We start from the raw sequence: 11,825 nt of genomic DNA, 5'->3' as shown, positions 1-11,825 counted from the left end.
ATTACAGCACCGCTACATGAGCCTGGAGACGATGGCCAGCCTCGCCGACGAACCCGCATCGCCCCCCAAAATCGCAGCCTGAAGAGGCGAGACGACCGCCCCATAATTTCCACCACCTTGACGGACGCGATCTGGGTGCTCGACGCCCACAGATGGACCAATGTTAAGATAAAGATCAGGGCTCTCGTTTCGTTCGACAGCTTTAGCCAATGTATTGGCGGTGGCGGCGACTGCTCTGTTTGATTGCTATAGGAGCAGCATCACCCTGATCAACATGATAAATCGTCCGGCGGATCAAGATTGCTCGCCGACGATCTGGCCAACAGGGTGACGCATGCGCCGTTGGCGCCGGCCGGCGACAGGCTGCGGCGTTGGACGCGTTTCGAAGCATCGCGACATCGTCTCGAACAGCCAGGCAATGCCGGCATCGGCCATGGCGGATTTCGCCGCGACGACGCGCACCGGGTCGGGCGTCCAGGGCAGCGGGACAGGACAGGTCGTCAGATTGAAACGCGCCGCGTGGCGGGCGACCAGATGCCGTGGCAAGGTCGCGATCAGATCGCTCTCCGCCAACTGCATCAGCGCCATCATAAAGTTCGGAACCGTCAGCGCGATGCGCCGCGACAGTCCGCTCTCGGCCAGCTTCGCATCGACGACGCCATGGGCGTCCCCGATGGCTGACACCAGCATGTGCCGCGCCGCCAAATAGGCTTCCAGCCCCGGCTTTCGCGCCAGAGAATGCCCCTTGCGCATGGCGACGACGAAGTCCTCTTCGAACAGCAGACGCGCCTCGAAGCGTGGCGGCGGCGGACCGATCGGCAGGACCGCGAGGTCGACCCGTTGCGCATCAAGCTCGGTGAGCGTGCCTGGCCAGACCTGACTCGTGGGCTTGCCGTGATGCTGCGGCATGAGTTGCAGCAATCGAATGTCGACGCCCGGCGCCTCGCGCGCGACAACGGCGACAAGCGGCGCCAGGAACATGGCGGCGATGGCGTCCGGCGCGCCGATGGTGAAGCCGCGCCGCGCGGTTTTCGGGTCGAACGGCCCCGCCGAAGCGACGACGCCTTCGACGCGGACGAGGATTTCCGCGATGGGGCCGGCAAGGGCGAGCGCGCGCGCCGTCGGCGCCACGCCGCCGGGCGTCTTCAAGAACAACGGATCGTGCAGAAGCTGGCGCAGTCGGCAGAGGCCGTGGCTGACCGCGGAGGGCGTGAGATTCAGCTTCTCGGCGGCGCGCGCCACGTGGCGCTGTTCAAGCACGGCGCTGAACAGGACGAGGAGACTGAGATCGATGCGCAGGAGCTGAGCGGGCTTCAGCAGGGTCATGAGGACATGTCACTGGCTTCACGAGCAGGATGGCGCAATCTCTGAACTCCCGCAAGTCAACTTGCTCGGCGGTGGTTTCGAGCGAATGCGAAGGAGTGAAAACATATGTCAAGTCATAACGACAATCTGCGTATGAGCCGGCGCGGCGCATTCGCGGCGGCTGCGACTGCCGCCATGGCGATCAACCCGGCATCCGCAAGCGAGCCGACCGACAGGCTCGCTGCGCGCGCCGCCGAAAAGAACGCCGCCTTCATGCGCGGGGACATGCAGCGCTGGCTGGAGCTGACGCCTTTCGCGGACGACTTCTGCCTGATGCAGCCGTTCGGAGGTCCGGCCAGCCACGGCTTCGACGCCACGCCCGAAAAAATGGCGGAGATGGCCAAGTTCTTCCGCAACGGTAAGACGGATCTTGAAATCGTGCAAACCTTTGCCTCCGATGCCATTGCCGTGCTTGTCATGATCGAACGCCAGCGCGCCGAGGTCGGGGGCTTGCCCGCGCAGGACTGGTCGCTGCGGGTGACGGAAGTCTATCGCAAGGAAAACACCGAGTGGCGTCTGGCGCATCGCCACGCCGACCCTTTGACGCGGCGCATGTCGCTTGATCAGGCGGCGGCGCTGGCTCGTGGCCCCGACAAGTGTTGAAGGCGAACGCGACATGACGAACACCATCAATCTCTTCACCTTCAAGCCGTGCCCCATTTGCGCACATGGTCGAGAAACATCATGGGCCTTGAGACCAATTCGATGAGATCACTTCGACGCCGGCGCCGACACCCAGCCCGGCAAGCTCGGAAACTTGATCGGCTTCTGTGGCGCGAGCCCCGCTGAACGCTGCCAGGAACGAATATCGTCCAATGACCAGGTCCCCGAAGCGCTGGTCAGGGCGAAGTAGAAATCCATCACCGCCGGGAGGCCGCCGCCAGCGCCGGGATGATTTGCGCGCAAGAGGTCGCCGATTGCGTAAATCCCGCCGGGCGACAGCGCCCGCGCGACGCGTCTGGCCAGTTCGCCGTTCTGGTCTGCGGTGAAGTGGTGGATGAGATTGTTGGCCATCACGACGTCGAAGGTCGCTTCGCCCAGGTCTTCGCTGAGCGCGTCGCCGGTTCGGTGCGTCACGCGTTCGCCCAGCCCTTCGCGCGCCGCGATCTCGCTGGCGCGGTCCACGGCGCCCGGCAGTTCGAGAATGGTGGCGGTGAGCGCGGAATGGCGTCTGCACAGTTCACAGGAATACAGGCCGTGCGACCCGCCGATGTCAAGCAACCGCGTCGCGCCTCGCGGGACGGCCAAGCGTTTCGCCAGTTCGATGGCGGGGCTGGAGGCGATGTCGCGCATGCCGTCCTGGTAGATCGCCCAATCTTGTGGAGTCGCGTTCTGGTGGAAGTCGAGCGGAACGCCGGTGCGGACGAATTGCGAGGATTTGCCGACGAGATCCCATTCCAGGTTCTGGAAGGCGAGCTTGGCGACGAGCGTGTGCGCGCTGTCGCGCAACAGCCATTTTCTCATGTCTTTGGTCAGGCTGTATTTGCCGTCCTTCCAGCGCGCGTAGCCGATGCCGACGAGACAATCGAGCAGCTTTTTTGTCGCCGTGGGGTCGGCGCCGCAGGTCGCCGCGATGCTCTCGAACGTGGACGCGCTTTTGCCGAGCGCCTCGAACATGCCGAGTTCGGCGGCGGACTGTATCGCGCGCGCCATGGTGAAGGCGATCTGCGTGTCAAGCAGCGGCCGCGGCGCGAGATTGAGCGCGAGCGCAACCCGCTCCAGAAGGTTTTCAGGCTTCGGCGCCAGCTTCATGGCCACTCCGGGTGAGCGACATCGGCGATGAAGCTCGCAAATCCATCTGCGAAAAACCCCGCGCCACGTCGTCGGGTTCCGCTACTGCGCCTCAACCCTCAGCACACCCCTCTTCAGGCAGGTGGACGCGTCTGCCTTGTCCTGAGCTTCAAACAGCCGGCGGGCGCGCGGACATAAACCGGCTCGACGCCCAGCAGAGACGGACGGTGGCGGCTCGCCTTTCCGCGCGCATCGCCGAGCGCAGACGAACGTCTGCGGGCGGTCGAGGCGGAACTGGCTCAAGCGCGCCCGCGTCGCGGCGCTGGAGTCTCTGCAAGGCGAATGCGCCCGGTTGCGCCTTCAGCTCAACGACGGCGGCATGACCGACGTGCGAGCGCATGCTGAGGAACTCGCCCAGTTGCGGCGGGAGAACGCGCTTCTGAAGCGGGAGGCCGACCGAATCCTCCAGGAGCGCCACGACGGCGGTCAGCCGCGCGATGGCGGCGGCCGCATGCGCACGCACCGAATCCTTCAGCGCCAGAATGCCCAGAAGACGGCCGCCGAAGCCGATGAAAAGCAGCGTCTTGCCTTCGAGATAGAAGCCGGTCCACCACCTCGCCGTGCGCGGAAACATCTATGCCTTCGTGGTCCGTCGCCGATGAGAGGCCAGCGCGAACACCAATCCGCCACTCACGGTCAAAAGCAAACCTGCGACCGTCATCAAGGTTGGAACATGCGTCAGTGTGAGGCTCCAATCCGGTCCCACGACGATGCCGCTGTCGAAAGCTTCGTTGCTGCTGGAACAGATGGCGCTCGCCGCGGGGTCGCGCGCCAAATCGGCGGCGATCCGGTTTTGCAGCGCCTTTGCCTCGCGGCGGTCGCCGGGCATTTCCGCCATGTGGTCGAGCAGGGCGCGGGCGCCGGCGATATAGCCGTGGGCGCATTCATTGAACGGGCTGGCTTCGTCAGACAATGCGCCGGGAGCGAGGCCCCAGAAACAGGCGAAGCCTTGCAGGCTGATGAAGCCCTGCAGCCGCCGCAAGGTTGGGTCGGTCTGCGCCCGACGCGCCGCCAGATCCAAGATTTCCGCGCGGTATTTGGCGAAGACGGGCATCTCGCCATGCGATATGGCGGGGATGACCACGCCAACCGTCTCGCCCGGACGGACCAGTTTCGCGTGGTGCGCGCGCGCGGGCGCCAGGCTGGCGAAGACCGTCATGGCGACAGCGATCAGGACGCGCGCCGACCGGATGTTCCGCATCAGTCCGTTGCCTTCGCGGGGACGAGCGCCCTGAACGTCCAACCGCCGACGCCCGAGAAAACCGCCCGGCCCAAGGGCGCAACGTCAATGCGTCGGAAGGCGTCCGGTCCGGCGCCGATCGCGTAGGCGATGGCGGCGCGAACGATGGTTGGATGCGTGATCGCCAGGATGGCGCCGGATCGCGCCAGCAGGTCCTCCATCCACGCGCCAACGCGCCGGTGGACATCCGCAAACGACTCGCCGCCATGTGGGGCGGCATGAGGATCGCTGATCCATTGGACGAGCGCTTCGGCGTCTTGCGTCTGGATCTCTTCAAACGTGCGACCGCTCCACCGGCCAAAATCGCAATCGCGCAGGGATGTTTCGGGCGCCGCCTCAAGATCGAGGCCCTCGGCGGTCTGCGCCGCGCTGAGCGCGGGGCTGCGCAAGACGGCGTCAAACCTTGGCAGACGACCGGACAAGCGAGTCAGGCTGTTCCTGCCGGGGGGATCGAGCGCTTCATCGGCGGGAAAGCCGATGAAGCGCATGGAAGGGGTCGAGGCCGCGCACAGAAGATGAAGACGGATCGTCACCGGTTCGGCCTCGCCGGGTTTGCTCAGGCGTGGACCGGGCGCAAGGCCGGCCGTTTCGCGCCAATGAGGCGCTCGGCGTAGACGCCGAACAACAAGCCCAAGATTGCCCACATCAACGCCTGCCCGCCCAGCGAAGCGATGCGGAACTGCCACAGCAAGTCTGCCGGAAATCCTTCCGGAACTTCATTCACACTCGGCAGCGCCAGGGAGACGCCGACCATAACGGCGATATAGGCGAAGCCAGCGAGGATGGCCGCGTTCCACCCGCCGATGCGGCCGGCGAGGCTGCGGCGAAGCAGGCTGGCGGCGATCATCACGGCGAGCGAGATCAGCACCAGAGCGAGATAAAGGCTGGTTCGCATGTCGATCGTCTCCGGCAGGCCGACAGACGGCGGATTGGCGGGATATTTCAGCGCCGGCGCCAGATAGATGGCGACGAAGCCTTCCGCCGCGAGCACAGCTGAGGTCGCGCGCGCGCCGAGCTCGCCGAAACGGCCGTAAACCAGTGCGAACACTAGCGCAAAAAGGCCGCCGAAAGCCATGCTGAACACGCCCACGCCGGTCAGAAGGCCGACGCTGGATTGGACCGGGCGGCTGACCAGTTCGGGTTCGGTCTGTTCAGTCGGCGCCGGCAAGCCCTTGGCGGCGGCCTCATCGGCCTTCGCCTTGGCCTTGGCTTCCTCCATCGATTGTTCGAATGCGATCGCGCGTTCGACGGTCGGCTCTCCAACCACCTTGAAGAAGCTGAAGCAAAGCACGGCCGCCACGAGGCCGGCCAGCAGGCCGCCCGTAAGAAGTTTTCCTGTCATCACGAATTCCTATCGAAGGTCAACAACGATGGCGCCAGAACCCCGCGGGTTCTGACGCTCGTCTCAGAACATGTTCCGAGTTCGAAAACTCAGTGACAGGGGAAGCCGAGCAGGTGGCGCGCGTCATGCACGAATTCGTGCACGTACATGCCCTTGAACATCGCGACGGCGCCCTCTTCGACGCCGACGAAATAGATGCCGAGCATGAGCAGCAAGCCGCCGAAGAGCGCCCAAGGCAAGATCTCGCGAAGGGGAATGGCGACGGGGCGGGCGACAGGCAGAGTTGTAGCGGGGGTCATGGCAAAAACGCTCCTTGGATTTCGCGTCCAGTTTCGCTTGCGTGGTCGTGAGAGGGGTCTGACTCTCGCCCGGAATGACTCCGGACGATCACAGTGGCGCGACCGTGCCGGCTTTGAACCGTCTTCCGCTGCTCACAACAAAGCGGGTCGGACCATAGGACGAACAGAGCCCATGTCAAGGATTCGCGTGGCTCCGCATGCGCGACCGAGGCCATAGACCAGCCGCGCATGACGACGCCAGCGCGCGTGGAGCTCGACGCGAGGCTGCTCGCCCTGGGCGCGGTGGCCATCATGCGCAAAGGGGGCGTCGTGTTCGAGCACTTTATGCTCCTGGTCGTGCTCGAACCGGCGCAACCGGGCGCGCGCGGCGGTCAACAGACGTCCGGAGGCAAGCTTCCGGGTGATCCCGTGCAGTCGAGGGGCGCCTGTTGTTCGACCTTCAAGCCAAGGCTTTCGCGACGCGCGGGCAGTTCCGCACAAATCCGCTCACGATCGTCCGGCGACGCGTCCCGCCAAGCCGCAATCTCCGCGCGCGACCGCGCGCAGCCGGAACAAAAACCAGTCTGATCGTCGATGTGACATTTTCCGATGCAGGGACTGCTTGTCATGAACTTCCTGGACGTCTTCTCAAAATGAAGATGGATCGAGAGTCAGGTGGCGGCGCTGGTCCACAAAAATGGTGCGATTGTGTCGGTTGCGCAACGCCTCTCCGCCTCAAAGGCCACGCTGAACTTGGCCCTTGCGTGGTTTTCCAACCATGCCTATCAAGGAAAAGTCATCGGTGCCCTGGGTCAAGCCGGGGTGAAACGGGAATGCGGTCAGGACCGATCTCTGCAAGGAGAAGAGTTCGACGCCGCAGCTGCCCCCGCAACTGTAGGCGACTTTCCTTCCGCCCTCACGCCACTGGAAGCCCTTTGCGCTTCTGGGAAGGCGGCGGAAGACGGGTCGCGAGCCAGGAGACCGGCCGATGGCGCAGCACAACCCAACGCCGTCGGTGGGACGGCAGGAGGATCCATGGCTACGCTTTTCGCGTCGCGCCGTCGTGTCGGCGGACGGCTCACAACTTTTCGTTCTTTCGCAGGTCATTCGCGCCAATCCGCAACGGGCGCAAATCCGCCAGGATTCAACGCGACGAGGCGGAATTGGTTTGTTCGCACGAGCCTCCTCGCCCTGCTCGCCGCCGGACCCGCCTTCGCGGCCAATGAGGCGAAGCCAACCGAGACCGCCGCCACCCCAGACTTGCCCTCCATTCTCACCAGCATTCCGACGCTGGCGCCCGTCGTCGATTTCAAGAAGCAGCTGATGGACCAGGGCGTCGTCCTCCAGCTCAATTACATTGGCGAGGCGCTCGGCAATCCCTCTGGCGGCGTGCGGCGAGGTGCGGTCTATGACGGGCGCGTGGAGCTTGCAATTGACGCCGACATGGAGAAGCTCGCCCATTGGAAGGGCGGCATGATCCACGCCAACGGCTACTGGATCCAGGGCACAGGCCTGTCGCGCTATTACATTGGCAACATCCTGACGGCCAGCAACATCGAGGCGCCGCCCACGGTTCGTCTGTATGAGTTATGGTTCGAACAGAAGGCGCTCGACGACAGGCTTGGCTTGAGAGTCGGCCAACTCGCCGCCGACACCGAGTTCTTTGTCAGCAAATACGGCGCCTTGTTCATCAACGGCACTTTTGGATGGCCGGCTTTTACAGGCGCAAACCTTCCGAGCGGCGGCCCAGGCTATCCTTTCGCCACGCCTGGCGTGCGGGTGAGGCTCGGCAATGATTCCGATCCGTTCAATATTCTGGCGGCGGTGTTCAACGGCGACCCGGCCGGGTCCTGCGTGGACGATCCACAGCGGTGTAATCGCTACGGAACTAACTTCCGTCTTCAAGACGCGCCGCTCGCGATGCAGGAAGTTCAGTATCGCTACAATCAAGGCCGGGACGACGACGGTCTGTCGGGCTCGATCAAACTGGGCGCGTTTGAGCATTATGGCAATTTCGCCAACCTGCGCTACGACACGGCGGGCGTGGCGCTCGGGAGTCTTTCGAGCAACGGCGTTCCCGGCGTGCTTAAGGGCGATTGGGGCCTGTACGGCGTCTGGGACCAGCAAATCTGGAAAGACGCCGGCAGGGGCGCGGCTCTTTTCCTGCGCGTCGCCGGCGCGCCGCAGGATCGCAACACCGTCAATTTCTACATCGACGGAGGATTGACCTTCACCGGCCTCGTCACTGGGCGTCCAGACGACGCCTTCGGGATCGGTTTTGCCCACGCCCGCATCTCCGACCATGCGCGGGGCTATGACATCGACTCCGGCGCGACGGTCGTGCGGCGCGCCGAGACAGCGCTTGAACTGACGTATCAAGCCCAGATCGTTCCCGGCTGGAGCGTGCAACCGGACTTGCAGTATATCTTTGGCCCAGGCGGCGGCGTGTCCGATGTCAACGGCGCACGCGTGCGCGACGCGGCCGTCTTGGGCCTGCGCTCGACGATCAATTTCTGATCTCTCCTCACCGCGCGGCGCTGAGGCGTCGCGCGGTGACGTGTCATGAACGAGGATGCTGCGCGGCTCCTCAAATAAACCGCGGCTCCGGCTGTTCAGCGGGCCGCCAACTGCTTTTGATTTGCCGGCGAAAACGAACTGCGTGGTTGTTCGACATGCTTGAGCTTGGTGAGGCGATCGAAGCCGCCCCGTTTGATTATGTGCGCGCGCAACCTTTCATGATTGTGCGCTTTTCGGCTCCACAGCGCACACTGGGCTAGTCGATGCTGCATCCTGGTTTCGCCACCGTCAGCGCGGTGGCGTGGGTGGAGGTGCGCAACAGCGATCTTGGTCTTGACGTGGACGCTCATGCGTTTCTGCAGGCGCGCCTGGACGACGCCGGTCATCTTGATAATAGAACGAAAAGGCGGCGTCCGACGCCAACGCCAGGATGGGGCGCCGCTCGGTTGGAAGGCAATTCTCGATTATGCGCGCTTGTGGCAGAGCCGGCGCCGCGCGCGCGATCGCCAGCAGCGTGTCCAAGTCGAACCGCTCGCCACCGGCAGATCGCGTAGCCGCGGCGCCGCCAACAGCCGGAAATGACGGCTCGGCAAAAAAGAAGAGAGAGAAGAAACAATTCGCCGACGGGCGGCGGTCGGCGCAAGGGTCGGGCCGTGCGCTGACGCGCCCTTGCCCCGACCGTCGCCGCCGGCGGCCTCAGGATTTATCTCTTAGAGATAAAAGGAAATCCTGAGATGTTGAACACCGAAGCCAACCACGATTGCGCCCGCGTTCCATCTGTCCCGCCGCGCAACGAAAAGCTTGAAGACTCCGGATTTGGCTGGTCGCGCGCCGTTTTCGAAGCGAGCAATCACGGTCGCGAAGCCTGGCGCCAGCCGCCCGTCGCCGACGACGAGGAGCTGCTGTTCCACGAACCTGGCCGCATCCTGCCTTCCGTCCATGAGGGCGTCAGCGGAACGGATTCACGCCCGAAGGTCCGCAGACTTTCCGCGTCTCCATTTTCCGGGAGGGCTGACTGACATGAAACGCCAGAAAACAAAGATCGTCACCATGCTTGTCATGGTCCGGGTTCCCGCCTTTCTGAGCGCCGCCCAGGCCCGCCGCGAGGTCCGCACCCTGATCAACGAGCAATCCGGCTTCCTCTCCACGGCCCCAATTACGAAGAGGTCGTCACGCAGGCGGTTTCTGTTCGCGCCGTCCCGCGCTCCACTCCAAAGGAGGACTGATCATGACCGAACGCACAAAACCCATTTGCCCGAACTGCGGCGGCGATAGCCTCGTCTCCGACGCGGCGGCGCGCTGGAATTTCGAAACCCAGGCCTGGGAGCTGTCCTGCGCCAACGACGACAAGAGTTGCGACGATTGCGGCAATGAAACCGGCTCGCCGGAATGGATCGACGCCGATCGCCGCGATCCGGCGTTCCATGTCTTCAAAACGAATGGAGCCGGCTATCTCGCGGCAGGGTGGTGGGTTCGCTGCGCCGAAGGCGTCTTTGGCCCCGAACTTGAACGCGATAACGCGGATGCCGCGCGCTGGCGCATCGAGGAAAAGCGCAAGCGTTTGTTCAATTGCTGCACGAACAGCCTGGCGCCCGACTGGTCGCAGTTCTCGTTTTTCGTCATTGGCGGCTGCAAGGACGATCCCGACGATCCCGGCTACACGCTCGGCCTCTGCTCTGACGAAGAAGCCGAGTTCTGGACCATCTACGCCTACCGCGAGCCGGGCGACGGCGAGGCGATCACCGATTGCAAGACGAAGCCGGAGGCGGAAGCCGCCGCCGCGGAGCTTTCCCAATTTTCCGACCTGCCGATTGGCTGGCCCAGCGCCGTGGAGGCCTGACCTATGCCCGACATCGCCCAGAAGGTTTGCACGACCAGAACGGCGACGCACACCTAAATCCAAAGGGCTGCAATCAGCAAATTAGGGCGGAATCGACGCATATCAGATTGTAAGCCACTGTGATCATGTAAACTTTTGGCGTTTGTAAGCTGTGCGGCCCTTGCGAGGGCTGCCGTGAGGCCTATATGTGGGGCGCCCGCCGACATGTTCCCGGCAGCCGCCGTTTTTTTCGATTCAAAGGCGAATAAGAACCACATATACGGGGCTTGTCGGCCCTGATTCAAATACGTTTTTCCGGAAATCATAATAAAATATGAATTCATGTTACATGTACAAGGGGCTTAGTATAAACACTCTAGTTGTTTTGCGAAAAAAATAGACTTGTTCAATCTCTAATCATCTTCGCTTAATGACGAAATTCATGGCCGATACGTTACGTTTGTCACTAGCTGGCAAGGGTAATTTGATCTAGATCAATTAATCCATTCCTTCCAGGATTGCCAAAATGACGTTTGCCCAAAAAGCGGAGATCGCCATCATCGACCTCTATTATGCTCGCGCTGAACTTTCCGAGTTCTCGGACGCAGAATCTCTGGCTCGCGCGCTTCAGCATATTGACACAGCCATCGCCGCACTTGCCGAGCTGACGCCTGATAAGCGTATGGGCGCAAGTCAAAAAAGGCATGCAATCCGGAACGATGATCTCAGCTCCCTTTTGAAGCTGCCGGCCCCCACAAAGCCTTGTCGGCGCATCTTGTCTCGAATGAGGACGGGGCTGCGTCGCAGTTCCTGAAGAACCTGGCGGCTTCGCGTTGTCTTGGCTCGTCCATACATCAAACGCAATCGGACGGGTCTCCCGAGAGCGCCAGAGGCGCTCATCGGCCAAGCAGGCCGCGCAATATTGACGGGCGACGTCAGCTCGCGGGGCGCAATGGCGCAAGATTGAATGCTGTACCTTCGACGCCGGGACAGCGGCGCGCCGGATACAGCCACGGCTTGGTCCGCAAGGTTTTGCGCGGCCAGCGCTCTGACGTCTTTCGTGTCCGCGAGAGCTCTCTGGAGCTTTATCTGCCATGGCTCGACGCGCAATGGGCGGCCGGCCGCCATAACGGCGCGGAATTGTGGCGACATCTCAAAGCCCAGGGCTTCCGCGGCTGCCTGCGCGTGGTCAGCCAATGGGCTGGCCGCCGCCGGCGCGCGGAAAAGGTCGATGGCGAAGCCCTGAGCCGAGAGTGTCGGAATTTCCGTGTGATGGCCATTTGGAAACAAATGGAGGCATCATATGGCAAGACGGAAATCCCCGCTTATTCCCGATCAGCTGCTTGACCAGCTTCTGGCCGGCGCGGATCCCAAGACGGCCTTTGCGAAAGATGGTCTTCTCGACGAACTGAAGAAGGCGCTCGCCGAACGGGCGCTGAACGCGGAGGTCGACCACCACCTTGACCAGGGCGA

14 protein-coding genes, 2 pseudogenes and 1 riboswitch are annotated in these 11,825 nt (G+C 63.1%); of the genes and pseudogenes, 6 read left to right on the top strand and 10 right to left on the bottom strand.

Annotated elements, in window-relative coordinates:
* Positions 1–294 precede the first annotated feature (294 nt).
* Positions 295–1,326 (bottom strand): LysR family transcriptional regulator, encoded by a 1,032-nt coding sequence (locus CFB24_RS21430; RefSeq protein WP_088522653.1) that lies wholly within the window; start codon positions 1,324–1,326, stop codon positions 295–297.
* 174 nt (positions 1,327–1,500) lie between these two features.
* Between CFB24_RS21430 and CFB24_RS21425 the strand changes: the two genes are divergently transcribed.
* Positions 1,501–1,968, top strand: coding sequence for a YybH family protein (locus CFB24_RS21425; RefSeq protein WP_088522654.1), 468 nt, complete (start codon positions 1,501–1,503; stop codon positions 1,966–1,968).
* A gap of 108 nt (positions 1,969–2,076) precedes the next feature.
* Here CFB24_RS21425 and CFB24_RS21420 read toward each other — a convergent pair whose 3' ends face one another.
* The 7 genes from CFB24_RS21420 to CFB24_RS21400 all read right to left on the bottom strand — a co-directional run bounded on the left by CFB24_RS21420 (position 2,077) and on the right by CFB24_RS21400 (position 6,645).
* Entirely contained in the window at positions 2,077–3,117 is a 1,041-nt protein-coding gene (locus CFB24_RS21420) for a class I SAM-dependent methyltransferase (protein ID WP_088522652.1), read from the bottom strand.
* Between the two features lie 148 nt (positions 3,118–3,265).
* Positions 3,266–3,730, bottom strand: coding sequence for a hypothetical protein (locus tag CFB24_RS23300; RefSeq protein WP_170068168.1), 465 nt, complete (start codon positions 3,728–3,730; stop codon positions 3,266–3,268).
* Complete coding sequence (locus CFB24_RS22860; RefSeq protein WP_104469674.1) at positions 3,731–4,357, bottom strand: hypothetical protein; 627 nt, start codon at positions 4,355–4,357, stop codon at positions 3,731–3,733.
* Entirely contained in the window at positions 4,357–4,929 is a 573-nt protein-coding gene (locus tag CFB24_RS21415) for a histidine phosphatase family protein (RefSeq protein ID WP_244593263.1), read from the bottom strand. The genes CFB24_RS22860 and CFB24_RS21415 overlap by 1 nt, the downstream gene beginning before the upstream one ends.
* 23 nt (positions 4,930–4,952) lie before the next feature.
* On the bottom strand, positions 4,953–5,738 hold the full coding sequence (locus CFB24_RS21410; protein WP_088522650.1) for a CbtA family protein: 786 nt from the start codon (positions 5,736–5,738) through the stop codon (positions 4,953–4,955).
* Positions 5,739–5,827: 89 nt separating this feature from the next.
* Positions 5,828–6,037: a CbtB domain-containing protein gene (locus CFB24_RS21405; RefSeq protein ID WP_088522649.1), complete on the bottom strand. Its 210-nt coding sequence runs from the start codon at positions 6,035–6,037 to the stop codon at positions 5,828–5,830.
* 371 nt (positions 6,038–6,408) lie between these two features.
* Positions 6,409–6,645: a DUF1289 domain-containing protein gene (locus CFB24_RS21400; RefSeq protein ID WP_088522648.1), complete on the bottom strand. Its 237-nt coding sequence runs from the start codon at positions 6,643–6,645 to the stop codon at positions 6,409–6,411.
* 154 nt (positions 6,646–6,799) lie between these two features.
* A riboswitch (cobalamin riboswitch) is annotated at positions 6,800–7,020 on the top strand.
* Positions 7,021–7,276: 256 nt separating this feature from the next.
* On the opposite strand from CFB24_RS21400, the gene CFB24_RS21395 reads away from it, so the two are divergent.
* Positions 7,277–8,533 carry a carbohydrate porin gene (locus tag CFB24_RS21395; protein ID WP_158255274.1) on the top strand — a complete coding sequence of 419 codons (1,257 nt, stop codon included), beginning with the start codon at positions 7,277–7,279 and terminating at the stop codon, positions 8,531–8,533.
* A 95-nt stretch (positions 8,534–8,628) separates the two neighbouring features.
* Here CFB24_RS21395 and CFB24_RS21390 read toward each other — a convergent pair whose 3' ends face one another.
* Both CFB24_RS21390 and CFB24_RS21385 read right to left on the bottom strand, forming a co-directional pair.
* Positions 8,629–8,919 (bottom strand): hypothetical protein, encoded by a 291-nt coding sequence (locus tag CFB24_RS21390; RefSeq protein ID WP_088522646.1) that lies wholly within the window; start codon positions 8,917–8,919, stop codon positions 8,629–8,631.
* Between the two features lie 324 nt (positions 8,920–9,243).
* Positions 9,244–9,444 carry a hypothetical protein gene (locus CFB24_RS21385; protein WP_141098561.1) on the bottom strand — a complete coding sequence of 67 codons (201 nt, stop codon included), beginning with the start codon at positions 9,442–9,444 and terminating at the stop codon, positions 9,244–9,246.
* A 317-nt stretch (positions 9,445–9,761) separates the two neighbouring features.
* Here CFB24_RS21385 and CFB24_RS21380 point away from each other — a divergent pair, with 317 nt between their 5' ends.
* From CFB24_RS21380 to CFB24_RS22330, 4 genes and pseudogenes are all read left to right on the top strand, one after another.
* Positions 9,762–10,373 carry a hypothetical protein gene (locus tag CFB24_RS21380; RefSeq protein WP_088522644.1) on the top strand — a complete coding sequence of 204 codons (612 nt, stop codon included), beginning with the start codon at positions 9,762–9,764 and terminating at the stop codon, positions 10,371–10,373.
* Between the two features lie 505 nt (positions 10,374–10,878).
* The gene (locus CFB24_RS23295) at positions 10,879–11,166 is read left to right on the top strand and encodes a hypothetical protein (protein ID WP_088522643.1); all 288 of its coding nucleotides are present in this window, start codon (positions 10,879–10,881) and stop codon (positions 11,164–11,166) included.
* A gap of 179 nt (positions 11,167–11,345) precedes the next feature.
* Positions 11,346–11,636, top strand: a pseudogene (locus CFB24_RS23800) (ISL3 family transposase); the annotation flags it as partial.
* A 19-nt stretch (positions 11,637–11,655) separates the two neighbouring features.
* A pseudogene (locus CFB24_RS22330) lies at positions 11,656–11,825 on the top strand (IS256 family transposase); the annotation flags it as partial.

Origin of the sequence: Rhodoblastus acidophilus, from assembly GCF_900187365.1 — a bacterium.
Lineage (GTDB): Bacteria > Pseudomonadota > Alphaproteobacteria > Rhizobiales > Beijerinckiaceae > Rhodoblastus > Rhodoblastus acidophilus.
This window is presented reverse-complemented; position numbering and strand designations above follow the sequence as displayed.